Genomic DNA, 25582 nt, shown 5'->3' on the forward strand with positions numbered 1-25582 from the left:
TTTCCGGTTCGCCGGCAACCGGACGATATTTGCGCCCCGATTCCGAACCCCGGTCTATGACGACCGACGACGACCAGCCGGCGATTCCGGTGGTCTGCTCGGACTGCGGGACGCGCACGCAGGTCCCGTTCGAGGACGTCGAGGGGGCCGTCGAGCGACACAACGAGCAACTCCACGACGGGGAATCGGTAGCGCAGGTGGACCCGGAGGTACTGGACGAACTGGTCGACCGGCTCGGACGCGACCTGGGCTTGCTCGACTGAATGATCCGGCCCTTCGAGCCCGACGACGAGGACGCCCTCTGGGACTGCAAGCGGGCGTTCGAGCTGGAACTCGGGAGCGGCACCGGGAGCGAGGAGAAGGCGGCGGCCTACCGGGCGAAACTGGACGCGGAGTACCGGGCGTCGTACTTCGAGTGGGTCGACCGCTGTGTCGGGGCGAACGAGCGGACCGTCCAGGTGGCCGAACGCGAGGGCGACGTGGTCGGGTACGCCTTCGTCCTGCCGGAGTCGATGGCCCACGTCTGGGACGCCGCGGTGTTGAACGAGCTGTACGTCGACCCCGACGCCCGCGGGACCGGCGTCGCCGACGACCTGCTGGCGGCCGCGCTCTCGGTCGCCCGGGACCAGTCGCTCCCGCTCGACCGCCTGGTCCTCGACGTCGACCCCGACAACGAACGGGCGACGGCGTTCTACGACCGCTGGGGGTTCGAACCGTGGGGCGAGATGGTCGCCCGACCGCTCTGATCGCCCTCCCAAACACGTAAGAGGGCGGCGCGCCCGGCGAGAACTATGCCCACGGTACGCGATCTGCAGGCGATGGCGGGCGACGAGCGGATCACGATGCTGACGGCCTACGACGCGGTGACGGCCGGCATCGTCGAGTCGGCCGGCGTCGACGTCGTCCTCGTCGGGGACAGTATGGGTAACGCCGTCCTCGGCCACGACGACACGCTCCCGGTCACGGTCGACGAGATGGCCTCGCGGGTCGGGGCCGTCGCTCGCGGCACCGACGAGGCCCTGGTCGTCGCCGATATGCCGTTCCTCTCGTTCGGCGCGGACGAGGGCGAGAGCGTCAGGAACTGCGGGCGGATGCTCAAAGAGGAGGGAGCGAACGCCGTCAAGCTGGAGTCGGGACCGCACACGCTCGATCTCACGGAACGGCTGTCGGACCTGGGGATCCCGGTGATGGCACACCTCGGCCTGACGCCACAGAGCGTCAACCAGACGGGGTACACACAGCAGGCCAGCGACCGCGATGAGGCCGCCGAGATCCTCGACCTCGCACAGGCCCACGAGGAGGCGGGAGCGTTCGCGCTCGTCCTCGAGCACGTCCCGGCGAACCTCGCGGCACAGGTCACGGCGGCCATCGACATCCCGACCATCGGGATCGGTGCCGGCGGGGGGTGTGACGGGCAAGTGCTCGTGTTCACGGACGTCGTGGGACTCGCCGACTCCAGTCCGCCGTTCGCCGAGCAGTTCGGCGACGCGCGGGCGGAGATCGCCACCGCCGTCGAGGAGTACGTCGACGCCGTCGAGTCGGGGACCTTCCCGAGCGAGGAGCACGCGACCACGAGCGAGGAACTCGACGACCTCTACTGAGATCGGCCCTGCCGGTGCAGCCCGGCCGCTTTCCCCGCCGGAGACCGGACCGGGCGATATGGGAGACGACATCGACGAAGCACGTGTACACGGCGTCGAACTGGGCGACCTGGACAGCCGGCTCTCGGAGCACGACTACCCCGCGAGCGCCGAGGAGATCGTCGAGCGGTACGGCGACGCGGAGCTCGATCTCACCGACGAGACGACGACGCTGGAGTCGGTGCTCGGCCCCCACGAGTCGACCGGGCAGACCTACGACTCGGCGGAGGCGGTCCGTACGGCGATCTACAACCTGGTGGAGGAAGACGCCGTGGGCGAGAGCGGGTACAGCGACCGCGGCGGCACCGCACGTCCCGACGACGGCACCGAGTCGCTGTAGCCGGCGTTCCCGCGGGGTGTCCGGCGGCGACGGCCGGTCGGCGATAACCCCGGCCTATCGAGCATAGGGACGGTATTACCATTCGGCTCTCGCCGCGTCCGGTGACCATGGTTGCACTACCAACTCTCGGCGGAGCGGGGCGGTCACTCGCTGCCGGAATCGCACCGCTCCAGCTCGGTGGCGGGCTGATCGAACTCGCGGTCCTCTTTTTCGTCCTCGCGATCGTGGCGGCCGTGGTCGGTGCGCGCGGCGTCGCTGGCCTCAGTATGCGAATCGCCAAGTGGCTGGTGCTGGTCTTCCTCGTGCTCGCGGTCGTCTCGCTGCTCCTGTGAACCGGGCCGCCGGTCTCGGCCGTCGGGCCAGCGGCGACCGCGCCGTGAGCGGAGCGGCCCGGTTCCGAGTCGTCGCCGGTCGAACGGACGCCAGCGTTATCACGCTCGGGCGATCAATCACGTGTATGAGCAGCACGACGAGCGATCCGGATCCGGGCGGCACCGGTCTCGAAGTGACGGAGGCCGCGGCGTCGGAGGCACTGGACCTGCTGACCGGCGAGGGGATGGACACCGACGTGGCCGGCCTGCGACTGTTCGTCCAGCAGGGCGGCTGTGCCGGCCTCTCGTACGGGATGCGGTTCGAGCACGAGCCGGAAGAGGAAGACAACGTCTTCGAGCGGCACGATCTCCGGGTGTTCGTCGACGGGGCCAGCATCGACTACGTCGAGGGGTCGGTCCTCGACTACGAGGGCGGCTTGCAGGGGGCGGGGTTCCACGTCGAGAACCCCAACGTCGTCAGCGAGTGTGGCTGTGGCGAGTCGTTCCGGACCTGATGGGCGACCGGCCGACGCGGCGATCGGTGCTTCTGGGACTCGCGACGGTCAGCGCCGGCTGTGGCGGGTTCGGACGGGGGCCGTCCGCCACGACGACGCCGGCTCCGGTCCCGACGCCCGCGACGGCACGCTCGGAGACCGAGACGGGCGACCGCCGGGGCTTCGACGTCGCGGTCCGCAACGAGTCGTCGTACCGACGGACGGTCGTGGTGACCGCCGAGCGCGGCGACGGCGACGTGTTCGCGCGCGAGGCGACGATCCTGGCCGGTCGCGGCGTCCGGTTCGAGGACGTCGTGGCCGGTCGCCCGCCGACGAGCGACGCGGCCGACCGCGTGACGGTCGGAGTCGAGCGGCCCACCGGCGCGGAACTGGGCCGGCGGAGGGTCCAGACGACGGACACCGCACTCGTCGTCGCGACGCTGTTGCCGGACGCAGTCGAGTGGACGGCCGGCCCCTGAGAGCCGCGAGGGGCTACTCTTCGAGCTCGAACGCGACGGTCACTTCCGCCTGGTACTCCCGGCCCTCGACGCTCGCGATCTCGACGCCGAGTTCGTCGACTTCGACCCACTTGAGGTTGTCCAGCGTCCGCTCGGCGCGCTCGATGGCGTCGTCGGCGGCGGCGTCGAAGCTCTCCGAACTCGTTCCGATTAGGGTGATCTTCTTGAAGACCATCTCACCGTGAGACGACGCGCGGCCGACACATAAATCCACACCCGGGACGGCGGCGGGGCCGCCAGCGGCGGCTCACTGCGGCGGTTCGTCGACGCCGGCCGCCGGGACGACGTGGTCGGCGACGACCAAGATCGCGATCGCGAACAGGATGATTGCCGCCTCGAACAGGCTCGTGAGCAGCCCCAGACCGACGATGAGCGTGGTCGCGCAGGCGGGCGCGTGTCGGAGGTCGGTCCGGAGCATCGCGGCTGTGGTCAGGCCGACGGAGACGAACCCGGCACCGACCAGTCGCAACCCCGGAAGCGACAGGGCCGGCGGGATGTCGGTGACCGCCAGCCCCGGTGCCAGGGCGTGGTAGGCGAGCAAGCCGGCGAGGACGCCGAACAGGTGGCCCCCGACGGTTCGCTGCCACTTGCTCGTCGCCGCCGAGGGCGTCACCGCCAGGGCGTAGGCGGAGGGACCGAGGCTCGGGAACAGGAACGGTTCGCCGGTCGCCCAGGCCAGCACCACGAGCAGCGCGAGGAGGCTCAGCGTCCGACCGGTCGAGAGGGCGGCCTCGCTCGTCGTGGGCCGGCCTTCGAGCGGTTCGAAGAGGTTCATAACCCGGGTTGATCGGCCTGCGGGAAATGCACGGTGACTCGGGGGAGAGCCGAGGACACCCACAGTGGCCATCCACGGACGGACTTCGCTTGCAAGCATCAGTTTTATTCAGCGAATGAGGTACGTATCCGGTGTGCGACTCGTTCAGACGCGCGTAGCCGAGGAAGCGCGCGAGTCGGTCCTCGAGGAACTCGACGACGAGGACGTGGAGTACATCGTCGCGGACGAGGGCGGGGACAGCGACGCGATGATCGTCTACTTCCCGCTTCCCGACGGCGCGGTCGAGAAGGTGCTCGACCGCCGCGGCGGCGGTGATCCGGTGGGGGTACCTGGTCCCGCCGCGGCTGGCGATCGAGAACATCACGCAGGTGAACGCGTTCTCGATCCCGATCGTCCTCACGTTCGTCATCGCCGTCTTCGCCGGAGCGGCCGGGGCGCTGGCCCTCGCGACCGACCTCTCGGTCTCGCTTGCGGGGGTCGCGGTCGCCGCCGCCATCGTTCCCGCCGCGGCGGCCATCGGGCTCGGCATCGTCTGGGCGAAACCGGCGCTTGCCCTCGGCGCGATGGTCCTGCTCCTGATGAACGTGTTGCTGATCAACGTCTCGGCGTTCCTCGCGCTGACCGCCTTCGGCTACCGCTCGGAGTCGTCGACCCGGGTTCGGGACTCCCTCCGAGTGGACGGCCGGACGGTCGGCTACGGGGCACTCGCCGCCGTCGTCGCGGTCCTGCTCGTCGCGTCCGTCGCGAGCACGGTCCAGTACCTGTTCCTCGTCGAGACGGTGAACCACAACGCGAACGAGGTCTTCGACCGGGAGGAGTACCGGGACCTCGAACTCATCGACATCCAGACCGACTACAGCGGCCCGAGCGTGCTGGCGGGGCAGCGGGAACGAAGCGGTTCCGTCACGGTCGTCGTCGGGCGGCGGACGACCGCGGAGTACCCGCGACTCGCGCCGGTGCTCCGGGACCGGATCGCCGCGGACGTGGCGAGGGCGGTGACCGTCCGCGTCCGGTTCGTGGAGTACCAGGTGGCGACGCCGAACTCGCTCGGCGGTGCCGGTGTCGCTTCGACGGTCGGGACGGCGCGAGCGTGAGCGCAGTGGCGGGCGAGTCAGTGGCTTCGGTCGTCGAGCCAGCCTTCGAGGTGGCCGACGACGTCCGAGAGGTGAGCGGTGCCCCACACCGCGACGACGACGGCACCGACCGTGTCGAACACCAGATCCATCATCGTGTCCTCGAGGCCGTACTGCGTGAGGACGGCCTCGCCGCCGAAGCTGTCGGCCGCCAGTCCGATGGCGAACTCGATGACCTCCCAGAGCACGCCGAAGGCGAGCACGAACAGGAGGATGAACACGAAGACGAACCGCGACGGGAAGTGGACCGCGTCCGAGTGCCGATCCAGCGCCCGGACGGTCGTGTACCCGACCGCGGCGACGAGCGACGACGAGAGCGCGTGCGTGACGCTGTCCCACCACGGGATGCCGGCGTAGAAGTTGGCTTCGGCCCCGGGGAGTCCGAGGACGCCGAGCGCGTGGAGGAAGACGGCCGTCGTGATCCACAGCGTCAGCGCGGGATCGAGCGCGATCCCGTAGTCGCGTTCGAGCAGGGGCGGGAGCTGCGTGACCGCGAGCCCGACGGCGGTGTTGACGATCACACCGGTGTCGCCGGTCCAGACGCCGATTGCGAATATCCCGACCATCGTCAGCGTCATCGCGCGGGTGGCCTGGCGCTGCCGTCGGTGGCCGATCCCGAGGTAGTCACGGACTCTCACTGCTGGGCGTCACCTCCCGCGGGATCCGCTCGGGGCCGATCTGTCGACGCACGTAGACGGCGAAGACGACGCCGGCTCCGACGCCGGCGATCGTCGAGGCGACGAACTCCCACATCACCGCCTCCTCGATGGCGTGTTCCGTGAGCGCGGGGTCGAGCAGGAACGTCGTCCCGAGCGTCAGGTCCGCTACCCAGCGGACGACCGCCCAGACGCCCGCGGTCGCCATCGTCGTGACGGCGACGAACACGACCGCGAACCGGGACGACATCCGAACGGGGGTGAAGACGTGGAGTTCGACGGCGACGATGAGCGCGATGGCCGCCACCGAGAGATACGTCGCGAGGTTCCCGGTGACCGGGACCGTGGACAGCAGGCGGCCGACGACCGGGAGCGCCGCGAGCAACAGCATCTCCCAGGGGAGCATCGCGTATCGGTTCCGAAGCAGTACTGGCGGGAGCAGGGCCAGCGCGGCGACCGTCGCAGCGAACGCGGCCCACAACAACTGCCCGTCGAGGACAGCTCCCGCGACGACCGACAGGAGGAGTGCGACCAGCCCCCACCCAAGCGTCGCGTTCGTCCGCTTCTCGCGGAGCAACGCAGTCACATCCCGACTCATATCCCCGTGGAACGGGGCGAAGTGGAAAACAGTATCGGCGGATCAGAGCAGGCCGTACGCCACCGCGTAGGCGACTGCCGCCAGCGTGACGGCGGTCAGGCCGGTGACCAGCGCACGGAGGCGCGTGTCGTCGCCGGAGAGCGGCCGAACCGGTGCGCCGACGACCCCGACCGCGAGGACGCTGAACACGAAGTGCGCCGAGTCCGCGAGCGTCGGGGCCGGGAGCGCGAGCGCGGCCGCGGCGTAGCCGGCTCCCAGCGACGCCCGCGGCGAGACCAGCTCGCGGAGTCGGTGGCCCGACAGCCGGACGTAGGCTCTGACGGCCAGCCAGACGACGCCGAGTTCGAGCGCGAACGCCGCCAGCAGGTGGCCGGTCGGGTCGGGGTACAGCAGGACCCGCTCGGTCACCAGCGCCACGTCCAGCGGGTACAGCAGCGGCGGCGGCGACCCGGTGAACAGGTCCCCGAACGGGTGCGAGAGCAGTCCGACGAGCGCGACCCCGAACGTCGCGGCCGCTCCGACGTCGCACCGTCTCGCGACGGCGGCCACGGCCAGTCCGGCGAGGGCGTACACGAGGACGACGACGCCACCGACGGCACCGCTGCCGACCGCGCCGACGGCGACGAGCGCGGCCACGAGCGCTGCCGAGGCCGCCCGTGCCGACCGCCGTTCGGTGGCCCAGAGGCCGACGGCGACGGCGAGGACGGTCCCCATCGCGAGCGAGTGGGTCGGGCCGCGGTGGATGACGTTGGCCGTCGCCCAGAACGCGTCCGGCCCCAGCGTCTGGACCGAGCGCAACGCGAGGCCGACCGGCGCGTACACCACGTCCACGTCGGGGACGGCGGCGAACAGGCCGGCGACGGCACCGAGCCGGAGCGACCGCTCGGGGGACCGGCCGAGCCGCCGTGCCGCCGTCGCGACGACGGCGAACGCAAGCAGTGCGTGCCCGACGAACATACCGGTCGTTCGGCGGCAGACGACATAAGTTCCGCGTGGCAACGGGTGACGGTCCCGCGGGGCGGCGTCACTCGCTCGAATCGACCTTCGTCCAGCGTTTCTCGATGTCGGCGTTGGCCCGGACCACCGTGTCGCCGTCGACGTCGAAACGGGTCTTGCGGAGTTCGATGGCAGCCACCTCGCCGGTCGTGTCGCCGGCGGTGATCGTGTCTCCGGGGTTGAAATCCGGATCTCGGAGGAGGTAGACGCCCGCGACGGCGTCGGCGATCATCCCCGAGAGCGCGTAGGAGACCCCCAGCGCCAGGAACCCGGTCGCGGTGCCGAGCGACGCGGCGACGAGCGTCAGACCGACGATGGAGAGAAAGGAGAGGCCGACGGCGAACCAGAGGAAGACGAGCACGAGCGCGGCGACGAACTGCCGGTAGACGGGGGCCTCCCCCGGGAAGAGGCGGCGAAGCGCGAACCGGACGACCACCATCACGAGTCTGATGGCGATCGCGGCGATGATCAGGAAGACGAGTCCCGAGAGCAGGTCCGGGAGGACCGCGCTCGCGTCTCGCAGCAGTTCGTCGAGCGCGTCCGTGACGGCGTTCTGGAGCACGGACGGCAACTCACACGGGGTCGGTGTAAGTGTTTGGCGCGGCTACCCCGTCGAATCCGGTCGGACCACGTCGTAGCCGCCGTCCTCGCGGACCCCGAGGACGGCCCAGTCGTAGCTCGGGTCCCGGCGGCCGAGTCGGCGGCCGAGGTCCGCAGCGGTCGCCGCCGGTGTGACGAAACAGTGGATCTCCCCGGACTCCGGGAGCGGGTCGTCGTCGTCCAGGACGGTCACCGTGACGGTCCGCCACTTGTGTTCGGCTCTGAGTCCGCCCTCGGTGCGCGACACGCTGTAGCCGATGTCGTCGAAGAACGACCGGGCCTGCTCGTCGAGTGATGTGGTAGCGACACCCATCTGTCACGGTCTACCACGCCCCCTCGTATAAACGTTCCTCCCAGATGACTAGACGACACTCCCCGTCTCGTTCACTCGTGGGCGGCGTCCCACTCCTCGGCCTTGCGGAGGTTGCTACAGTCGTTACAGCGGATGCGTCCCATCGCGTCCATCGCGTTGTTGAACGTCTCGCAGTTGCCACAGAAGTAGCCCCAGCGGCGCTCCCGGTCGGCGTCGAGGTAGACGACGAAGAACGGTCCTTTCGTGCCCGTGTCGCCCTCGCTCCGGTCAACGTACAGCCGCTCGCCGTCGGGCCCCTCGCGTTCGTCCATAGCCCGACCTGTCGGGCCAGCGGCTAAACCACTGCGATCCGGGGCTACCGTCCGAGGTACGCCTCGAAGCAGGTGGGACAGTAGTCGATCCCGGCGGCCATCGGGAGGACGCTCACGAGTCTGAACGCCTCGTTGCACTTCGCACAGATGGTCGGTTCGCCGTCGCCCCGGGGGTTCGCTCCGGCCATAGCACCCCTAAGAACGGTCCCCGGATATATACCTGGCGGGTGGTGTAATATCTACGTCCAGAGCAGACGAAACTTTCGTCTGACACGACGCGGGCGGAGACGGAAGGGATTTGCCAGTCGGTGGCGTTACGCCGACGATGGGTCCCCGACTCGTCCACTACTCGGACGTGGAGAACGCCTACGACACCCCCGACCGAATCGGGCGACTGGCCGACACGCTCGTCGACCTCGACGGGCCCGACGCCGTGCTGGTCGGGACCGGCGACAACACCGGGCCGGGCGTCCTCTCGCTTGTCACGAACGGCCGACAGTCACTCGACCTCTTCGGGGCCGTCGACCCCGAGTTCGACACCTTCGGGAACCACGACTTCGATCACGGCCTCGACGCGACCCGGAGCGTCGTCGAACGGTCCCCACAGACCTGGCTCACCGCGAACGTCGAACACGGCGGCGAGCGGTTCCTGTCCGGGGAGACGGCCCCCTGGGCGCTCCGGGAGGTCGACGGGACACGCGTCGGGTTCACCGGCGTCACGACGGCGGACGGTGCCAACCCCTCGGCGGACCCGCTGACGTTCACCGACCCCTTCGCCGCCGTCGGCGACGCCGCGGGCGCGCTCCGGGAACGCGGGGCCGAACTGGTCGTCGTCCTCTCGCACCTCGGCGACGAGGACGACCGCCTGGCCCGCCGCTGTGACGTCGACGTGGTGCTCGGCGGCCACGTCCACGAGCGCCGGGTCGCACGCGTCGAGGGGGCGCTGCTGGCCCGGCCCGGGTCGAACGGCCACACCGTCGTCGAGGTCGACCTCGGCGGGGCGGAACCGACCGCCGCGTTCCGTGACACGACGGACGCGACACCACACGAGGGCGTCGCCGCAGCGATCGAGGGTCGCCTCGCGGAAGCGGGCCTCGACGACGTAGTGGGTCACGTCGCCGACCCCATCGACCGTGAGCGGATAGACACGTACGGCGGGGAGAGCCGGATCGGGAACTTCGTCGCCGACGCCTACCGCTGGGCGACCGGGGCCGACGTCGGCCTCCAGAACGGCGGCGGTGTCCGCTCCGACGAGGAACCGCTCGCCGGCGACGTCACCGTCGCCGACCTGATCTCGGTCGTCCCCTTCGAGGAGCCGGTCGTCGTGGCTCGGATCACCGGCGCGGAGCTCCGGCAGCTCTGCCGCGAGGGGAGCGGGCTCGTCTCCGACTTCGGCCGCGAGTCCTGGTGGAACGCCCACCTCAGCGGCCTCTCGGTCGTCTGGGACCGGGAGTCCCGGACCGTCGAGTCGCTGACGGTCGGCGGCGAGCCCGTGGCCGACGGCGAGACCTACACGGTCGCGACGACGGACTACCTGTTACACACCTCGCGGGAGTTCCCGGTCCTGACCGAGTCCCACCGGGTCGACGCCCACGACACGCAGTACGAGGTGCTGGCCGACTACGCGCGAGCCGAGGGGATCGACCCCGAGGTGACCGGGCGCGTGACTCGTCGCTAGGGTTTTACCCCCACCTGCCGAACTGTCGGTCGATGCCGCAGGTCGTCGTTCCGGTCAGGTACCCCCTCTCGGAGAACTCCCGCGCGACGCTGGCGAAGGCCGTCCAGCTGGCCGACGAACGGGAGGCGGACCTGACCGTCCTCCACGTCAATCTCTACCAGAACAACCACCGCGTCTCCCGCGCGCAACTGAAGACGGCGGTCGAAGACGCGTTCGGGCACGTCCCCCGGACCCGCTACGTCGTCCGCTCGGGGATGCTCGTCGAGGAGACGATCCTCGACGAGGTGGCCGCACAGGACGCCGACGTCGTCGTCATCGGCGAGAAACAGGTCGGTCGCTGGCGGTCGATGATCCGCCGGCTCGTCGACGACCCCGACATCGAGCGGTTCCTGCGGGAGGAACTCGACTGCGACGTCGTCACCGTCGCCCCCGACGATCAGCCCCCGGAGTCGGTCCCCTCGGGCTCGTCGGAGCCCTGACCGGCCGGTCTCAGGCGGTCCCGCTCGGCGACCGACACCTGCATCTCGCCGCTGGTCTCGTCGAAGTACAGGTGCGAGTGTGGGTAGGCGATCTCCACGTCCGCGTCCTCGAGGGCCTCCCAGACGTTGGTCTGGACCTTCGAGCGGGACGCCAGGAGCTTGTACGGCTCGGTCACCCAGTACCGCAGCGTCAGCAGGACGCCGTGGTCGGCGAACTCGTTGATGTAGACCGTCGGGGCGGCGGGGTATCGCGCGGCACCGACGCGGATGTCCGGGCCGCCCTCGATGACGTTGTCCACCTTTCTGGCCGCCCGCTCGATGAGCTTCCGGGCCTCGGGGATGTCGCTCTCGTAGGTGACCTGGACGTCCAGCGTCAGCCGCGTCCGCGGGTCCTCGGCGGAGTAGTTGATCACGTCCCGGTCCCGCATCATCCCGTTCGGGAGGACGAGGAAGGTGTTGTCGAGGGTGAACACCTTGGTGTGCCGGAGCGTGATGTCCTCGACGAACCCCCGCTGGTTCCGGTCGGCGAGTTCGATCATGTCGCCGATCTCGTAGGGCTGGTCGGCCAGCAGGAACACGCCCGAAATGAAGCTCCCGACGATGGGCGCGAGGATGACACCGATGACGGCCGAGAAGACGGCCACCGAGAGCCCGATGTCGCCGATGCCCAGCCCGTAGATGTTCAGGACCGCGAAGACGGCGAGGACGTAGACCCCGGCACGGATGCTCCGCAGCACCGTCCGGGTGACGCTGGGGCGTCGGAACCGCTGTGCGACTCGCCGCCCGAGCAACTGCACGAGGAGCCGCGAGACGACGAGTGCCAGGACGACGACGATGACGGCCGAGAGCGCCCGCGCGGCCCACGGCGGGACGTCCACCGGGAGCCAGTCGTACAGCCCCGCGATAGGCTGGTCGGTCGGGGTCGCCTGCAGCAGCCGAGCGGGGCCTGAACGCATAGCCACCAGTCGACGGCGGCGCGAAAAAAGCGTTCCCCTCCCGAAATCATTAGACGGCGGCCGACGTGACGCCGGTATGGGTGCTGCCGACTCACCACGGTTCGAACTGACCGGCGACCCGCCGGCCGTCGACACGCTCGTCGTCGGGTTCACCGAGTACGGGCTCGCCGGCCTGACCGCCGTCGACTACCTCACCGACCGACTCCCGATGGAGGAGGTCGGCTACCTCGCCGGTGCCGGCCCGCCCTCGATCACCCCGTTCGAGGCGGGCCAACCCCGTCACCACACGCGGGTCTGCGTCGACGACGAGTCGTCGCTGGGGGTCGTCGTCGGCGAGCGACTGGTCCCGCCGACCGAGGCCGCCGCCTTCGCCGACGCCGTCGACGGCCTGTGGCGCGCCCTCGAACCGGCGAGCCTGACGGTCCTGTCCGGCGTCCCGGTCGCACACGGGCCGGAGGACCACGTCCCGTTCTACATCGCGACCGAGGACTACCGCGAGCGCTACCTCGCCGACACCGACGTCCGACCGATGGGGACGGGCTTCCTCGACGGCGTCGCCGCCGAACTCGTCGCTCGCGGGATCTCCGACGACGACCGGCCGGTGGGCGTGTTCACGACGCCGGCCCATCCGCAGGCCCCCGACGCCGCCGCGGCCATCCGCCTGGTCGACGCGGTGTCGACCGCCCACGACCTCGCCGTCGACACCGGGCCGCTCGAATCGTTCGCGGCCGACGTGGAGGCCCAGTACCGGGCGCTGGCCGAACGCGTCGAGGCCGCTCGCGAGGAGCGCCAGCCCGACGACCGGATGTACATGTAGGACCGTGGGCCGTCGTGTCACGGGATTGTTAATGGTCGTATGTGGAAGACGGCACGGTCCCTGGTGAACGATGAAACAGATTGCCAACAGGTATTTCCCGTCCCAGCACCTCCCATCCAGTGATGACTACCACGACTTCCCGCCCGGCCGACGCGGCCGACACGGAGCGGCCGAACCGTCACCGACGGAAGGCCGTCCTGTTCTGCCCAGTGTGTGGGCACGAGAGCGGGGTGACCGGCGACTGGCGCGTCGAGTACCGGCCCCGGTCACGCCTCCGCCGCTGTCCCGAGTGCGACGCCGTCGTCAGCGACCAGTAGCTCAGTACTCCTCGACGCCCTCGTCCGTGACGACCGAGTCGAGCAACCGCGTCGGCGTCGCGTCGTAGGCCGGGTTCGCGACCGCGAATCCCTCCGCCGGTTCGCGCATCACCTCGGCGGGCGAGCGGAACTCGTTCTCGAAGGCGAACGCGCCGTCGACGAACTTCGCCGCGGAGCCGACGACCGTGACCGGGACGCCGTGGTCCGCCGCGGTCGCCGCGATCGGATAGGTGCCGACGCGGTTGTACAGCGTGTCTTCGACGATACAGTCCATCCCGACGAGGACGCGGTCACACTCCGAGAGGTAGTGGCCGGCGGCGCTGTCGACGATCAGCGTCACGTCGACCTCGTCTCGCTCGGACAGTCGGCGTGCCGTCTTGCGGCCGAGGAACCGCGGGCGGGACTCCGTGACGTACACCTCGAAACTGCTGCCCGCCGCCACGGCGTCGTCGATGGCCGTCGCGACCGTCGTCGAGAAGTCGTGTGTCAGCAGCGTGTCGTCGTCGGCGATGAGGTCGGCCGCCCGCGCGGCCGCCCGATCCTTCGCCGCCTCCACCTCCTCGACGACGGTGTCGACCGCCTCGACGGTGAGTCGCTTGGCGGTGGTCACGTCGGTCGGATCGGCCTCTGTCACCGCCGTGACGATCTCACGCTGTGTCGTGTGCAGCGACGCGTGAGAGGGGTTGGCCCGGGTGAGTGCGCGGCTGTTGCGCTCCAGCGTGCGGACGTACTCCTCGACCGTCGGGAACTCCCGGTCGGTCAGCGACCGGAGCGCCTCCGCGGCCTTCACCGCGACAACCGAGGAACTGCTCGTCTGCATCTCCTCGATCTCCTCGACCGTCTCGTCGATCATACCGACCGCTGGAACCCGGACCGTGATGTGTCTTCCCCTCCGTGGGCCGAACAGCATTTAACGCGGGCTATCCATTCAGCGGACGACGATGACACGGTCTCTCGGCGACGCCAGGGCGATGTCCGAGTCCATCGGCGTCGCGGTCCTCGTCGGGATGACGGTCGTCGTGACGGCGATGGTCGGCGTGAACGTCCTCGTCGCCGACACCGACAGCGGCGGGGTAGAGGGGAGCTTCAGCTACGACTACGTCGAGGACAGCGAACTCCTCGTCGTGACCTACGCCGACGGCGACCCGCTCGCCGCCGGCAACGTCCGGTTCGAGGGACCCCGGGACGCCGGCGCGAGCTGGGCCGCGCTGTCGGGGCGGAACAACTCCTCGACGGTCGAACCGGGCGACATCGCACAGCTGAGCAGCGGCAACGCCTACGGGCAGCGGGTCAGCGCCGGCGACACAATCGTGATCTACTACAACACCAGCGCCAACAGCACGAAGCTGGACGAGTGGAGCGGGAACTGACCGCGACACCGCAGAGTGCCCTCAGTCCGCGGCCGGGGCGACCGGGGCCTCGCCGAGCGCCGGGCGGCCGAAGCGCTCGTCGAGCGACAGCGGGCCGGCACCCATCGTGAACACGGCCGAGGCGATCCCGAACAGGGCGACGTGGGCCAGGACCGGATCGTCCGGGAGCCCGAACAGCGTCACGGTGAACAGGAGGAAGGAGACGGCGGCCGCTCCGCGCGTGAACGCGCCGGCGATCAGCGCGAGCCCGACGACGGCCTCCGTGACGCCCGCACCGACGACCCACAGCCCCGGGTCGACGGGTACGACGGCCGTGAGATCGTACCTCTCGACGACCAGCAGGGCGCTGCCCGGCTGGCCGAGTTTCTGGACCACGCCGAGGTAGACGAAGCTGACGCCCATCCCGACCCGCAGGATCGTCGGGACGTACCGTCGGTAGGGTTCGGCCGCGTCGTCGAGGAACTCCTTCAGGTGGTGGACCGGGTCGACGCGGCCGTAGTAGGTGCCCTCGGTGCTGGCGACGGCCTGGAGCATATCGTCGGCACTGGGTCTGCCGCCGCCGAGGATCAGCAGGGCGAGGAAGACCGGGACGTACTCCAGGGCGAGGACGACGGCGGGGTCGACGGTCAGCGCCCACCCGTAGGCGAGCAGCCCGACCGTCGAGACGATCCGGGTGGCGAGTCCGAACAGCGTGCAGAAGCCGAGCGAGATGAACAGGAGGCGGACGCCGGGGTTCGCCGCCGGGTCGAAGGCGACGGTGGGCGCGAACAGGTACCCCTGGAAGCCGGCACCGACCAGCGGAAGGCCGATAGCCAGCCGGAGCATCCACGGGACGAGGTCGGTGTAGCCGGCCAGCGTCTCCCGCAGGACGACGACGTCCTCGATGGTGGGTCTGACCCGGAGGTAGGCGGCGAGCGCGACGGCCGCCACCAGCCCCGAGACCGCGAACAGTGCGGCGTTCAGCGGGTCCGAGAGGACGTCCGCCAGGAACGCGATCGCGTCCATCACCTCGCCCGGCCCGTCGGTGACGTAGTCGACGTGGGCGGGACCACGGCCGCTCGGTAGTGAGCGCGGGAGGGCCACGCGGGACTGCTGCATACCGGGAACTGGGCTCGAACGGTCTAATTCCCTTCGTCTTCGTCCGTCCGGAGGTCCGAGGGGCGCGTCTCCTCCCGGCCGATCGTCCCGTCGCCCTTCTCCACGTCGGCCGGGTGGCGCTCGTCCCGACCGATGGTGCCCTCGCCGCTCTCCACGTCGTCGGGCTGGGAGTCGTCGCGCGGTTCGTCGCGGCCCCGACGCTGTCGGCGCGCGACGGCGTCGGGCGTCTCGGCGTGTTCCGGGGCGACGTCGTCGCTGTAGGCCTCCTCGCGGTCGCGTTCGCGCTCCATCGTCCGGGGCGTCGGCTCGCGCATCGCCCCCTCGTGACCGTACTGGGCCTGGATCGGGTGACCAGCGCCGGCCGAGGACGGCTGCTGCCCGATCGGCAGACTGACGCTCCCCTCGCCGATGGCGACGCCGCTCGTGACGATCGAGCGGACGCCCTCCTCGACGGTCATGTCAACGTCGAAGACTCGGTCGCTGTCGACGTGGATGACGTACCCACCCATCACGGGGTTGGGGGCCATCGGCATGAACAGCGTCACCATATCGTCGTTCGCGGTCGCCGCCTCGATGCTCTCGGGCGTGTTCGCCGTGACGAAGGCGACGGCGTAGGACCCCTCGGTCGGGTACTCGACGAGGACCACCTCCTTGAAGCTCTGAGTGTCGCTGTCGAGTAGCATCTCGCTCATCTCGTCGAAGCTGGTGTACAGCGAGCCGACCCCCGGGATGCGCTCCATCATCGCGTCGAAGACGTTCTCGATGCGCCCCTCGCCCTCCCGGCGCTCGGCGACGAGGCCGATGGCGAAGATGCTCACGACGAACACCAGGACGGCGAGCACCTTCACCAGGGCCTCGGGCGTCTCGGAGGGCTGGAGCTCCGAGCCGGTCGCCCGGTAGAGGAACAGCACCACCGGATCGAGGACGTTCGAGAGGGAGTTGACGACGAAGGCGATGATGAGTACGGTCACCAGCAGCGGCACCGTCAGGGCGAACCCGGTCAGCATCGCCTGCCGAGCGGTGGTCCGAACGCCGACCGAGGAGACGCTGGGGCCCCGGGAGTCACTCATAGGGGTTCGAACGACGCCCTCCTGCAAAAAGCCACAGCACACGCCTCGGGCGGTGGAATTATGTTCGTGCCACCTCTACACGTGATTCAGTGAGCGTCAACGTCGAAACACGGGTCGTCGAACGCGGCAGCGACGAGTACGTCGACGCCGCCTGGCGACTCAAGGAGGACATCCGCGAGGCCGACGGCGTCCTCAGGCAGCGACGTGGCTTCTTCCGCAGCGCGTACCGCCGCTCGACGGTCTACCTCTACCTCGACCGGACCGAGGACCGCCTCGTCGGGTTCGCGGCGGTCCGCCGGGACGGTTACATCCTCTTTCTCGCCGTCGACGAGGCGTACCGCGGCCACGGCTTCGGGAAGCGCCTCGTCGCCCGCGTGGCCGAGGACCACGGGAGCGTCACCTGTCACGCCCGGGCCACCAACGAGGACGCGCTGGCGTTCTACAGGCACATCGGCTTCGAGGTCCGTCGGCGCATCGACAACTACTACGAGGACGGCGGCGACGCGTTCTACCTGAAGCTCGGCGAGGACAGCATCACCGACAAGCTCTCCCGGCTCCTGCGCGGATAGCGAACCCGTACGCTTTTTCCCCGGGTCTACCCAACGGAGAGACCGATGGACGACCGGACCCGCGAGTACCTCCGTGGCCGCTTCGGCGACTACTACCGCCGGGCCTCGATAACGCCGCCCCCGGCCGCCAACGAGCGCGAGTGGGGGTTCATTCCCTGGACCGAAGGCCCCGGCGAGACGATGGTCCGGCACCGGTCGCTGCTCGATCTCGGCGACGTCGAGTCGTTCCTCGGTCGGAAGAAGCCCCGACACGTCTACTTCTCGGCGGGCCGCTACGACGACCCCAGCGCGTCGGCGATGAGCGACAAGGGGTGGCGCTCCTCGGACCTCGTCTTCGACCTGGACGCCGATCACCTGCCGTCGGTGGTGCTGGGCGAGGACAGCTACGGCGAGATGCTGGCGAAGTGCAAGGACGCCCTGCTTCGGCTGCTGGACTTCCTGGAGGACGACTTCGGCTTCGACGACCTCACCGTCGTGTTCTCCGGTGGCCGCGGCTACCACGTCCACGTCCGCGACGAGAGCGTGCGCGGCCTCGAACGCGACGCGCGCCGCGAGGTCGTCGACTACGTCCGCGGCATCGGACTGGAGTTCGAGGAACTGGTCGAGATCGAGACCGTCGCGGGCACCGCGGGCCGCTCCAGCCCCGCCGAGAAGCGGACGCTGCCGACCGACGGCGGGTGGAGCGCCCGCGCACACGGGCGGCTGATGGACGAGGTCGACGACCTGCTGGCGATGGACGAGGCCGAGGCGCTCGACCGCCTCCAGTCGTTCGACGGCATCGGCGAGGGGAAGGCCACGGCGGCGCTCAACGCCGCCCGGGAGAACTACGACCAACTGGCCGCCGGCAACATCGACGTCCACTCCGCCGTCTACCAGATCTCGCGAGTGCTCGCCCACGAGGCCGTCGCGGAACAGAACGCGCCCATCGACGAGCCGGTGACCACGGACACGAACCGCCTCATCCGGCTCCCGGGGTCGCTCCACGGCGGCAGCGGGCTGGCGGTGCGGCGGATCGACCGGGACGCCGTCGACGCGTTCGACCCGCTGGTCGACGCCGTCCCGGAGACGTTCCGCGGCCACGAGATCACCGTCGACGTGACCGACCCGGGGCTGGTCGAGGTCGGCGGGGATAGCTTTACGGTCGAGGGGGGCGTCCAGTCCGTTCCGGAGTACGCGGGCGTGTTCCTGATGGCCCGCGGCCGCGCCGAGAAGGGTGAAGAATGAACCTCGACGAACTGCAATCGGTCCAGTCACGCGAGCGCCAGACCGACCAGCTCCAGCAGCTGCGCGCGACGTTCTACGAGGAGGCCGGCCAGTTCGTCCAGCAACTGCGCGACGAGCGCGACCGCGCGGCCGAGCGCGCCGAGGACCCGTTCGACTCGCCCGAGGTGAACCGACTGACCGACGACATCAAGACCGCCGAGCAGACGGTCGAGGCCATCTACGAGCGCCGGGTCGGCAAGATCGTCAAGATGGCGTCGCTCGCGGCCGCCGACATGCCCACCGAGGACGACGGCCTGACACAGGAGGAGCGGCACCTCTTCGAGACGATGGTGACGGCCATCGAGGAGAACCGCGACCACGTCCTGGACGTCATCGCGGGCGAGGCCCCCGCCGGCGCGGTCGGCGACGGGGCCGACTCGACGGCACCCGCGTCCGCGAGCGGATCCGCGGAGCGTGACCGGACCGACGGACCGCCCGCCGGACGCGACGCTCCCGCCGGCGCGGACGCGTCCGACGAGTCGCCGACGGGCGTCGACGCCGCCGACCTGATGGGCGGGGACGGCCCGTCGGGCGGCGGTCGGGACGACGCTCCCGAGGCGTCCGACCCCGGCGACGCCGCCGGCACGGATCCGGAGGCGAGCGCCGGGTCGACCGGCCGGGACGGCGGGACGACCGACGCCGCCGACCGGCCCGCCGAGGCGGAGGCCGCGGCGGCCGTCGGCGACGTCTCGGAGACGGAGACGCCGACCGAGACTGGCGGGGACGGGACCGACGACGCGGCGACCCCCGGCGGCGTCGACCGGACGACGGTGCGCATCACCGACGACGTCGGTGAGATCTTCGGCGTCGACCAGCGGGAGTACGACCTCTCGGCGGACGACGTGGTGACGCTCCCGGCCGACAACGCCGAACCGCTCGTCGAGCGCGACGCCGCCGAACGGCTGGAGTAGCTCAGTTCTCGACGCGTTCGAGCACCTCGACACGGACGCGGGCGTACTCGTCGTCGCCGTCGCTGTCCCGCCGGACGTAGAAGGTCGCCTCCTCGGCACCCGCCTCGAGCCCGACGACATCGGGGCTCTCGACGGTGCGTTCCCTCGTCGCGGTCCCGTTCACGCTCGCGGCCCGCAGGACCGCCCGATGAACGGGCGTCGCGACCTCGAAGCTACCGTGTCGGCGCACATCGGCGTCGCTCGGTGGCGCGTCGACCGGCGTCGCCGTCACTTCGACCCGCAGGTCGGGGTCGTTCGTCACGGCCGGTCCGCCGCCGCTCGTCACGACGACGAACACGCCGACCAACAGGAGGGCTCCGAGGGCGACGGCGGCGACCGGACGGAGGCCGTCACCACCGTTCGCGTCGGGGATGTCGCGCACGTCCGGGACGTGAACCGCCGGCCGAGAAGTGTCTTGTGACGGCCGGGGCGGTGATTGCGGAGCTATTTGTCTCTCGCCGGCGACGCTAGCGTATGAACGTGACACGGACTCGTCGACGGGCCGACGCCCTCCGCCTGGTCGCGGCGGTCCTGCTCGTCAACCTCGTCGGGGCCGCTCCGGCGGCGCTGGGCGGGCCGAACTCCGCGTGGTTCCAGAGCCTCACCGAGCCCGCCATCTACCCGCCGCCGTGGCTGTTCGGCGTGGTCTGGACCCTCCTGTTCACGCTCCTGGGGGGTGCGCTGTTCCTCGTCTGGCGGGCGGAACGGACGCGCCGGCGGCGGCTGGCGCTGGCGCTGTTCGTCGGACAGATGGCGCTCAACGTCGCCTGGACGCCGGTGTTCTTCCGGGCACAGGACCTCGGGGCGGCGCTGGCCGTCGTCCTGGCGCTGCTGGTGGTGTTGCTCCCCACGGTGTGGGCGTTCGATCGCGTGGACCGCCGCGCGGCCCTGCTGCTCGTGCCCTACGTCGGTTGGGTGGCCTTCGCCAGCGTCCTGAACTACCGGTTTCTCGTGGTGAACTGACCGGTCACCCGGGCGCGGGCCGCTCGCCCAGCGTCAGATCGACCGTCCTGGTCTCGCCGTCCCGAACGAGCTCCGCGGCGATCGTGTCCCCGGGGCTGGTCTCCAGCGCGAGGAACGTCGAGAACTCCTGCCGGGTCGGGGTCGGCGTGCCGTCGAGTCGGCGGACCACGTCCCCGCCGACGGGGACCTCCGTGCCGGTCAGCGTCTCCGTCCCGGTCGACCCCCGGAGGACGCCGTCGGACGGGCCGCCGTCCAGTACCCTGTCGATGTAGACGCCGGACGCCGGGTCGATCCCGTTGGCCGTGGCGACCAGCGGCGTCAGGCTCTGGAGGGCGACGCCCATATACGAGTGCTCGTAGTCGCCGGTCCGCAGGAGCGACGGGACCACGCGCCGTGCCAGCGCCGCGGAGATGGCGAACCCGACGTTGTCGCCGCCCCCCGAGTTGATGACGCCCAGCACGTCGCCGTCGAGGCTCACCAGCGGGCCGCCGCTGTTGCCGGGGTTGACCGCCGCGTCGGTCTGGATCGCGTCGGCGATGGAGAAGTTGTTGGCCGCGGGCAGGGTCCTGTCGACGCCGCTGACGATCCCCTCCGAGACCGAGCCGGACAGGCCGAAGGGGTTCCCGATGGCGACGACGCGGGTCCCGACCGGCGGGTCCCGGGTGGCGAACGACAGCGGATCGACCCCGTCCGGTGGATCACCGACTCGCAGGACCGCGAGGTCGCTGTACACGTCCGTTCCGACGACGGAGACCGGCCGCCACCCGGTGTCGGCGAAGCGGGCGTACACCTCGTCCGCACCGGCGACGACGTGCTCGTTCGTGACGAGGTGGTCGCCGTCGACGAGGAAGCCGCTGCCGCCGGCTCCGCGTCCGTCGCGGTCGTAGACGCGGATCGACGCGACGGCGTCGGCCACCGCCCGGTAGACCGCCGTGTACTCGGTCCCCGACCGGGTCTCGCCCCCGGCGCTCGACGTGGTGCCGTCGTCGGTCGCCGACGCCCCGCCGTGTTCGCTCCCCGGCGACCCGGGGGACTGACAGCCGGCGGTCCCCGCCGCGACCCCGAGTGCCGCGAGGAAGCGCCGCCGGGAGAGCTGCTCGGAAGCCATACGGGCCGGTTAGGACAGCGGTCGAATAAACCCGGCGGGGCGGACACAAACTACTATACGGACCACCGGTATGTGCCTGTATGCCAGAGGATTCGACGCCGACGCCGGGGTTCGTCCTGCCGGGTCTGCGGTGTGCCGCGGAGATGGCACTGGTGGGAATCGTCGTCGCACTGCTGGGCCTGCCGGCCGAGGAACCGCTCGTGCTCGGTCTCGTCCTGCTGTCTGCGCTGTTCGGGATGATCGTGGTCCTGTTCTGGGGGCTGAACAGACACATGCGCCGCTGGATCAGGTACGCACAGGGCAAGCCGACGCGGACCACGATCTTCGACTGACCTGCCCCTTGCTGTACGGTTAAGTGTCAGCCGCGACTATCATCGTCCGGCTATGGAAGTTACCTGGTACGGACACTCGACGTGGCACGTCACCGTAGGCGAGACGGACCTCCTCATCGACCCGTTCTTCGACAACCCCAAGACGGACACGGACCCGGAGGAACTCGACCCCGACTGGGTCCTGCTGACACACGGTCACGCCGACCACATCGGCGACGTGGACCGCTACGAGGGAAGCGGCCTCGTCGCGACGCCGGAGCTGGTGGGTTACTGCGAGGACACCTTCGGCGACTTCGACGCCGTCGGCGGGATGGGGATGAACCTCGGCGGCACCGTCGAGATCGGCGACGCCTTCGTGACGATGCACCGCGCCGACCACACCAACGGGATCGACACCGGCTACGGTACCAGTGCGGGGATGCCCGCCGGCTTCGTCATCTCCGACACCAAGCCGACGCAGGTCAGCGACGCGGAGTCGACGACGTTCTACCACGCGGGCGACACCGGCCTGATGACCGAGATGCGGGAGGTCATCGGCCCGTACCTCGAACCCGACGCCGCCGCGCTGCCGGTCGGCGACCACTTCACGATGGGACCGATGCAGGCCGCCGTCGCCACCGACTGGCTGGACGTCGACACCGTGTTCCCGATGCACTACGATACGTTCCCGCCCATCGAGATCGACACCGACGACTTCGTCAAGGAGGTCAAGGGCGTCGGCAGCGACACCGAGGTCGTCGTGCTCGACGGCGACGAGTCCTACGAGCTCTGACCGTCCCCAGGAGCCGGCAGGCCTCGACCGAGACGTTCGTCACACACTCCCGAACAACGGTTATGTGGCCGGCGCGTGACCCATCACCTGCTATGGCAGACATCGAAGTCACCAGCACGTGTGAGTCCGGGTTCACGACCGAGAGCGTCATCAACGGCGAGTGGGAGCTCGTCGTCGACGCCCTGAGCGAGGACGGCCCCTCGCCCAACGAGGTGCTGGCCGCGGACTACGCCTCGTGTTACATCCCCGCGCTGCGCGTGGCCGCCGACGAGAACGGCTACGACGACGTCGGTGTCGTCGAGGTCGAGGTCTCCGCCGACCTCGACGAGGACGACGACCTCGAGGCGATCGCCTTCGACATCGAGGTCGAGGCAGACCTCGGCGACGACGAGCAGGAGATCGTCGAACGCGGCGAGGAGATCTGTCACGTCCACTCCGCGCTGCGCGAGGAGCTCCACGCGGACATCGCCATCGAGTCCGGCGTCTGAGGCCGCGTTCGGGAAACGCTCATACGCTCGGCTCCCGAACGGGCGGCTATGAGCGACAACGACTGGACGGACCGGATCGCCGGCGAGCGGATGCAGGTCGATCAGCAGTTCAACGACCGGGTACAGGCGTCCTCGTTCTCTAGCCAGCAGTGGGGGCTCGTGATGACGGCGACGGAGTTCCGCATCGAGAACCCCGGCGACCCCGAGCAGGCACGGATCGTCGCCGACACGTCCAAGCTCGGGAGCGTGATGCCCGAGATGGACCGGATCGAGAACCAGTCACCGATGGGCGGCGGTGGCGGGTCCGGCGGCTCCGGTGGTGGCGGCCTCTTCTCGGGCGTCAAGGACGCGCTCGGCCTCGGCGGGGGCGGTGGATCCGACGAGCGGACCGACGAGGCCGAACAGCTCGCCCAGGAGTACGCACAGCAGCTACAGGAGAAACTGGAGTCGAACGGGCGGTGGGACGCGATCCGCAAGCAGGCCCAGGGTTAGTACTCGTCGCCGCCGTGGAAGAGCGTCAGCTCCTCGGCCTCGTAGATGTTGATGAGTTCGGTCACGAGCTCGTCGTATGACTCGTCCTCGACACGGAGATCGTCGAGGCGCTGGATCGTCTCCTCGTCGAGTTCGACGGACGGCATACTCTCCCCTACCCCGCCCTCCCACTTAACACCTCTCCGACCAAGAACGTACACGAACGGTAGTAAATGACCAAAATCGAAAACTGTTAATGGTCGTTCCGGGTAAGTGTCGGTATGCGACCAGTTGGCGACTCCCCGCTCGTTCGCAACGACAAGACGCTCGTGCTGGCTCACGACCACGGGCTGGAACACGGCCCCAAGCAGTTCAGCGGCGTCGAGGAGCGGCTGGACCCACGCGAGGTGTTCGAGATGGCGACCCACGACGCCGTCACCGCGCTCGCGGTGGGGAAGGGGCTCGCCGAGACGTACTACCCCAGCTACGAGGACGACGTGAACCTACTGGCGAAGCTCAACGGCGGCTCGGACCTCTGGATGGGCGACCCCTACTCGCCCCAGAACTGGTCGGTCGAGTACGCGGCCGAACTGGGTGCCGACGCCGTCGGCTACACCGTGTACCCCGGCGTCAACCGGGAGCCCGACATGTTCGAGGACTTCCGTCCCGTCCAGGAGGCGGCCCGCGACCACGACCTCCCCATCGCGCTGTGGTCGTACCCGCGCGGCCAGGCGGTCAAGGCCCACCGGAAGCCCGACATCATCTCCTACGCGGCCCGGATCGGGCTGGAACTGGGCTCGGACTTCACGAAGATCAAGTACCCCCGCGACAAGGAGGCGATGGCCCACGCCGTCCAGTCGGCCGCCGACAACCGCGTCCTGCTCTCGGGCGGCTCGAAGACCTCCGACCGGGATTTCCTCGAACTCGTCGAGGACTGTATGGACGTCGGCGTCGCCGGCCTCGCGGTCGGGCGCAACGTCTGGCAGCGCGAGGACCCCTACGACATCCTCGACAAGCTCGAACCGGTCGTCTTCGAGGGCGAGAGCGCCGACAGCGTGCTGTAGGGGATGGACGAGTCCACACGTAGCGCGGTCGCCGCCGCACGCGAGGAGTTTCCCGCCGGGAGCGCGCTCCCGGAGGCCGTCGATCGTGCGTCCGTCGTCTTCGGCTTCGACGGCTACCTCGACCGGGTCCGCGAACTCGTCGCCGACCGCCAGGGGCCGGACAGCTACGACCGGGTCCCCACGCTGGCGTCGCTCAGCGACCGCGTGACCGCCTCCGTCGACGCCGACAGCTCGCTGACATTCGAGTGGCGACAGGACGGCAACCGCACCGGCGGCCACACCTGCCACCTCGCCCGGGCGTTCGGGACGTGGGCCTTCGAGCCGACGCTGATCGGGATGTACGGCGACCCGATCCACGAGGCGTTCGCGGCGGAGTTCGACGGGTTCGAACTGCACTCGCTCGGCTCTCCCGGCGTCACCGACGCCGTCGAGTTCGACGACGGGAAGCTGATGTTGACCGAGATCGGCGACACGATGGCGCTGGACTGGACGGAGCTCGACGAGCGGTTCGGCCACGACCGCTTCCTGGACCGGGTCGACGGGGCGGCCCTCCTCGGGATGGGGTACTGGTCGGAGACGCCGGACCTCCCCGACCTCATAGACGGACTCCGCGGACGCTGGGCCGACCTCGACGACCCGCCCGGAGCGGTGCTGGTGGACCCCGGGGACATCCGGAAACTCGACGCCGAACGGCTCCGGGAGGGGCGGGGTGCCATCGGCAGACTGACCGACGTGACCGACGTCGTCGTCTCCTCGAACCGGGCGGAGACGGCCGTCCTCGCCGACGCGTTCGCGGGGGAGGCCGACCGGGAGTTCGAGGCGGCCGCGGAGACGGTCCGCGCGGCCCTCGGGTCGACCTGGTTCGTCGGTCACGGGGTCGACCGCTCGGTCGTCGTCTCGGAGGAGGGGACCACCAGCGTCGCCGTCCCCGGTGTCGACGACCCCGCGCTCACGACCAGTTCCGGCGACCACTTCAACGCCGGCCTGGGGTTGGGCCTCGTGACCGGACTGTCGCCCGCCGCCGCCGTCGTCGTCGGCAACGCCGTCGCCGGCCACTTCGTCCGGACCGCCGACCAGCCCTCGTTGCGCGAGGTCCGGGCGTTCGTCGACGGCTACGACGAGAAGTTTTGAG

Annotated in this window: 39 protein-coding genes; 23 read left to right on the forward strand and 16 right to left on the reverse strand. The window is 70.0% G+C overall.

Going from position 1 to position 25582, the window contains the following annotated elements; genetic code table 11:
• Positions 1-56: 56 nt before the first annotated feature.
• The 7 genes from P0592_RS16815 to P0592_RS16845 all read left to right on the forward strand — a co-directional run bounded on the left by P0592_RS16815 (position 57) and on the right by P0592_RS16845 (position 3264).
• Positions 57-263 (forward strand): DUF8149 family protein, encoded by a 207-nt coding sequence (locus tag P0592_RS16815; protein ID WP_276272064.1) that lies wholly within the window; start codon positions 57-59, stop codon positions 261-263.
• Positions 264-746 (forward strand): GNAT family N-acetyltransferase, encoded by a 483-nt coding sequence (locus P0592_RS16820; protein WP_276272065.1) that lies wholly within the window; start codon positions 264-266, stop codon positions 744-746.
• 45 nt (positions 747-791) lie between these two features.
• On the forward strand, positions 792-1601 hold the full coding sequence (panB, locus tag P0592_RS16825; RefSeq protein WP_276272066.1) for a 3-methyl-2-oxobutanoate hydroxymethyltransferase: 810 nt from the start codon (positions 792-794) through the stop codon (positions 1599-1601).
• A 58-nt stretch (positions 1602-1659) separates the two neighbouring features.
• Positions 1660-1980, forward strand: a complete 321-nt coding sequence (locus P0592_RS16830) for a DUF5789 family protein (RefSeq protein WP_276272067.1) — start codon at positions 1660-1662, stop codon at positions 1978-1980.
• Between the two features lie 107 nt (positions 1981-2087).
• Positions 2088-2312: a DUF1328 family protein gene (locus P0592_RS16835; protein ID WP_276272068.1), complete on the forward strand. Its 225-nt coding sequence runs from the start codon at positions 2088-2090 to the stop codon at positions 2310-2312.
• Positions 2313-2437: 125 nt separating this feature from the next.
• Complete coding sequence (locus P0592_RS16840) at positions 2438-2806, forward strand: HesB/IscA family protein (protein WP_276272069.1); 369 nt, start codon at positions 2438-2440, stop codon at positions 2804-2806.
• Positions 2806-3264, forward strand: a complete 459-nt coding sequence (locus tag P0592_RS16845) for a hypothetical protein (RefSeq protein ID WP_276272070.1) — start codon at positions 2806-2808, stop codon at positions 3262-3264. Before P0592_RS16840 ends, P0592_RS16845 begins: the two co-directional genes overlap by 1 nt.
• Before the next feature lie 13 nt (positions 3265-3277).
• On the opposite strand, the gene P0592_RS16850 is transcribed toward P0592_RS16845, so the two are convergent.
• Both P0592_RS16850 and P0592_RS16855 read right to left on the reverse strand, forming a co-directional pair.
• The gene (locus P0592_RS16850; RefSeq protein WP_276272071.1) at positions 3278-3478 is read right to left on the reverse strand and encodes a dodecin; all 201 of its coding nucleotides are present in this window, start codon (positions 3476-3478) and stop codon (positions 3278-3280) included.
• 72 nt (positions 3479-3550) lie between these two features.
• Positions 3551-4078 carry an HPP family protein gene (locus P0592_RS16855; protein WP_276272072.1) on the reverse strand — a complete coding sequence of 176 codons (528 nt, stop codon included), beginning with the start codon at positions 4076-4078 and terminating at the stop codon, positions 3551-3553.
• A 311-nt stretch (positions 4079-4389) separates the two neighbouring features.
• Between P0592_RS16855 and P0592_RS16860 the strand changes: the two genes are divergently transcribed.
• A complete protein-coding gene (locus P0592_RS16860) occupies positions 4390-5172 on the forward strand; it encodes a DUF389 domain-containing protein (RefSeq protein WP_276272073.1) in 783 nt (260 codons plus the stop codon).
• A gap of 17 nt (positions 5173-5189) precedes the next feature.
• Here the strand turns inward: P0592_RS16860 and P0592_RS16865 are convergent, their stop codons facing one another.
• The 7 genes from P0592_RS16865 to P0592_RS16895 all read right to left on the reverse strand — a co-directional run bounded on the left by P0592_RS16865 (position 5190) and on the right by P0592_RS16895 (position 8873).
• Positions 5190-5849: a DUF2238 domain-containing protein gene (locus tag P0592_RS16865; protein ID WP_276272074.1), complete on the reverse strand. Its 660-nt coding sequence runs from the start codon at positions 5847-5849 to the stop codon at positions 5190-5192.
• On the reverse strand, positions 5836-6465 hold the full coding sequence (locus P0592_RS16870) for a hypothetical protein (RefSeq protein WP_276272075.1): 630 nt from the start codon (positions 6463-6465) through the stop codon (positions 5836-5838). Before P0592_RS16870 ends, P0592_RS16865 begins: the two co-directional genes overlap by 14 nt.
• 42 nt (positions 6466-6507) lie before the next feature.
• Entirely contained in the window at positions 6508-7422 is a 915-nt protein-coding gene (locus tag P0592_RS16875; protein WP_276272076.1) for a metal-dependent hydrolase, read from the reverse strand.
• 67 nt (positions 7423-7489) lie between these two features.
• Positions 7490-8023, reverse strand: coding sequence for a mechanosensitive ion channel domain-containing protein (locus tag P0592_RS16880; protein ID WP_276272077.1), 534 nt, complete (start codon positions 8021-8023; stop codon positions 7490-7492).
• A gap of 42 nt (positions 8024-8065) precedes the next feature.
• Complete coding sequence (locus P0592_RS16885) at positions 8066-8374, reverse strand: DUF7116 family protein (protein ID WP_276272078.1); 309 nt, start codon at positions 8372-8374, stop codon at positions 8066-8068.
• Between the two features lie 71 nt (positions 8375-8445).
• Positions 8446-8685 carry a DUF5816 domain-containing protein gene (locus tag P0592_RS16890; RefSeq protein WP_276272079.1) on the reverse strand — a complete coding sequence of 80 codons (240 nt, stop codon included), beginning with the start codon at positions 8683-8685 and terminating at the stop codon, positions 8446-8448.
• Positions 8686-8729: 44 nt separating this feature from the next.
• Positions 8730-8873: a hypothetical protein gene (locus tag P0592_RS16895; protein WP_276272080.1), complete on the reverse strand. Its 144-nt coding sequence runs from the start codon at positions 8871-8873 to the stop codon at positions 8730-8732.
• Between the two features lie 137 nt (positions 8874-9010).
• On the opposite strand from P0592_RS16895, the gene P0592_RS16900 reads away from it, so the two are divergent.
• Both P0592_RS16900 and P0592_RS16905 read left to right on the forward strand, forming a co-directional pair.
• Complete coding sequence (locus P0592_RS16900; RefSeq protein WP_276272081.1) at positions 9011-10363, forward strand: bifunctional metallophosphatase/5'-nucleotidase; 1353 nt, start codon at positions 9011-9013, stop codon at positions 10361-10363.
• Positions 10364-10395: 32 nt separating this feature from the next.
• Positions 10396-10842 (forward strand): universal stress protein, encoded by a 447-nt coding sequence (locus P0592_RS16905; protein ID WP_276272082.1) that lies wholly within the window; start codon positions 10396-10398, stop codon positions 10840-10842.
• Here P0592_RS16905 and P0592_RS16910 read toward each other — a convergent pair.
• Positions 10800-11798 (reverse strand): mechanosensitive ion channel family protein, encoded by a 999-nt coding sequence (locus tag P0592_RS16910; protein ID WP_276272083.1) that lies wholly within the window; start codon positions 11796-11798, stop codon positions 10800-10802. The two genes, P0592_RS16905 and P0592_RS16910, sit on opposite strands and share 43 nt — an antisense overlap.
• A gap of 76 nt (positions 11799-11874) precedes the next feature.
• On the opposite strand from P0592_RS16910, the gene P0592_RS16915 reads away from it, so the two are divergent.
• Positions 11875-12615, forward strand: a complete 741-nt coding sequence (locus P0592_RS16915; RefSeq protein WP_276272084.1) for a proteasome assembly chaperone family protein — start codon at positions 11875-11877, stop codon at positions 12613-12615.
• A 122-nt stretch (positions 12616-12737) separates the two neighbouring features.
• Complete coding sequence (locus tag P0592_RS16920; protein WP_276272085.1) at positions 12738-12932, forward strand: DUF8106 domain-containing protein; 195 nt, start codon at positions 12738-12740, stop codon at positions 12930-12932.
• A gap of 1 nt (position 12933) precedes the next feature.
• Here the strand turns inward: P0592_RS16920 and P0592_RS16925 are convergent, their stop codons facing one another.
• A complete protein-coding gene (locus P0592_RS16925) occupies positions 12934-13785 on the reverse strand; it encodes an eIF2B alpha/beta/delta subunit family protein (protein ID WP_276272086.1) in 852 nt (283 codons plus the stop codon).
• Between the two features lie 88 nt (positions 13786-13873).
• Here P0592_RS16925 and P0592_RS16930 point away from each other — a divergent pair, with 88 nt between their 5' ends.
• Positions 13874-14302 carry a type IV pilin gene (locus P0592_RS16930; protein WP_276272087.1) on the forward strand — a complete coding sequence of 143 codons (429 nt, stop codon included), beginning with the start codon at positions 13874-13876 and terminating at the stop codon, positions 14300-14302.
• Between the two features lie 21 nt (positions 14303-14323).
• Here the strand turns inward: P0592_RS16930 and P0592_RS16935 are convergent, their stop codons facing one another.
• Complete coding sequence (locus P0592_RS16935) at positions 14324-15400, reverse strand: DoxX family protein (protein WP_276272088.1); 1077 nt, start codon at positions 15398-15400, stop codon at positions 14324-14326.
• A gap of 23 nt (positions 15401-15423) precedes the next feature.
• Positions 15424-16470 carry a DUF502 domain-containing protein gene (locus tag P0592_RS16940; RefSeq protein ID WP_276272089.1) on the reverse strand — a complete coding sequence of 349 codons (1047 nt, stop codon included), beginning with the start codon at positions 16468-16470 and terminating at the stop codon, positions 15424-15426.
• Between the two features lie 89 nt (positions 16471-16559).
• Between P0592_RS16940 and P0592_RS16945 the strand changes: the two genes are divergently transcribed.
• From P0592_RS16945 to P0592_RS16955, 3 genes are read left to right on the forward strand one after another with little or no spacing between them, the layout of a single operon-like run.
• Positions 16560-17039 (forward strand): GNAT family N-acetyltransferase, encoded by a 480-nt coding sequence (locus P0592_RS16945; RefSeq protein WP_276272090.1) that lies wholly within the window; start codon positions 16560-16562, stop codon positions 17037-17039.
• 45 nt (positions 17040-17084) lie between these two features.
• Positions 17085-18263 (forward strand): DNA primase small subunit PriS, encoded by a 1179-nt coding sequence (priS, locus tag P0592_RS16950; RefSeq protein WP_276272091.1) that lies wholly within the window; start codon positions 17085-17087, stop codon positions 18261-18263.
• Positions 18260-19213 carry a DNA replication complex subunit Gins51 gene (locus P0592_RS16955; protein WP_276272092.1) on the forward strand — a complete coding sequence of 318 codons (954 nt, stop codon included), beginning with the start codon at positions 18260-18262 and terminating at the stop codon, positions 19211-19213. The genes priS and P0592_RS16955 overlap by 4 nt, the downstream gene beginning before the upstream one ends.
• A gap of 1 nt (position 19214) precedes the next feature.
• On the opposite strand, the gene P0592_RS16960 is transcribed toward P0592_RS16955, so the two are convergent.
• Positions 19215-19634, reverse strand: coding sequence for a hypothetical protein (locus P0592_RS16960; RefSeq protein ID WP_276272093.1), 420 nt, complete (start codon positions 19632-19634; stop codon positions 19215-19217).
• 92 nt (positions 19635-19726) lie between these two features.
• Between P0592_RS16960 and P0592_RS16965 the strand changes: the two genes are divergently transcribed.
• A complete protein-coding gene (locus tag P0592_RS16965; protein WP_276272094.1) occupies positions 19727-20215 on the forward strand; it encodes a TspO/MBR family protein in 489 nt (162 codons plus the stop codon).
• A 4-nt stretch (positions 20216-20219) separates the two neighbouring features.
• On the opposite strand, the gene P0592_RS16970 is transcribed toward P0592_RS16965, so the two are convergent.
• Entirely contained in the window at positions 20220-21323 is a 1104-nt protein-coding gene (locus P0592_RS16970; RefSeq protein WP_276272095.1) for a S1C family serine protease, read from the reverse strand.
• A gap of 80 nt (positions 21324-21403) precedes the next feature.
• Between P0592_RS16970 and P0592_RS16975 the strand changes: the two genes are divergently transcribed.
• From P0592_RS16975 to P0592_RS16990, 4 genes are all read left to right on the forward strand, one after another.
• Entirely contained in the window at positions 21404-21655 is a 252-nt protein-coding gene (locus P0592_RS16975) for a hypothetical protein (RefSeq protein WP_276272096.1), read from the forward strand.
• Positions 21656-21707: 52 nt separating this feature from the next.
• On the forward strand, positions 21708-22427 hold the full coding sequence (locus P0592_RS16980; RefSeq protein WP_276272097.1) for a metal-dependent hydrolase: 720 nt from the start codon (positions 21708-21710) through the stop codon (positions 22425-22427).
• Positions 22428-22519: 92 nt separating this feature from the next.
• A complete protein-coding gene (locus P0592_RS16985; protein WP_276272098.1) occupies positions 22520-22915 on the forward strand; it encodes an OsmC family protein in 396 nt (131 codons plus the stop codon).
• A 48-nt stretch (positions 22916-22963) separates the two neighbouring features.
• On the forward strand, positions 22964-23407 hold the full coding sequence (locus P0592_RS16990) for a DUF5799 family protein (protein ID WP_276272099.1): 444 nt from the start codon (positions 22964-22966) through the stop codon (positions 23405-23407).
• On the opposite strand, the gene P0592_RS16995 is transcribed toward P0592_RS16990, so the two are convergent.
• Positions 23404-23553 (reverse strand): DUF7557 family protein, encoded by a 150-nt coding sequence (locus P0592_RS16995; RefSeq protein ID WP_276272100.1) that lies wholly within the window; start codon positions 23551-23553, stop codon positions 23404-23406. The genes P0592_RS16990 and P0592_RS16995 overlap by 4 nt on opposite strands.
• A gap of 114 nt (positions 23554-23667) precedes the next feature.
• Here P0592_RS16995 and P0592_RS17000 point away from each other — a divergent pair, with 114 nt between their 5' ends.
• Together P0592_RS17000 and P0592_RS17005 are read left to right on the forward strand one after the other, a co-directional pair.
• Positions 23668-24450, forward strand: a complete 783-nt coding sequence (locus P0592_RS17000) for a class I fructose-bisphosphate aldolase (protein WP_276272101.1) — start codon at positions 23668-23670, stop codon at positions 24448-24450.
• A 3-nt stretch (positions 24451-24453) separates the two neighbouring features.
• Positions 24454-25581, forward strand: coding sequence for a hypothetical protein (locus P0592_RS17005; RefSeq protein ID WP_276272102.1), 1128 nt, complete (start codon positions 24454-24456; stop codon positions 25579-25581).
• The last annotated feature ends 1 nt before the right edge of the window (position 25582 follow it).

Source organism: Haloarcula litorea, from assembly GCF_029338195.1.
Lineage (GTDB): Archaea > Halobacteriota > Halobacteria > Halobacteriales > Haloarculaceae > Haloarcula > Haloarcula litorea.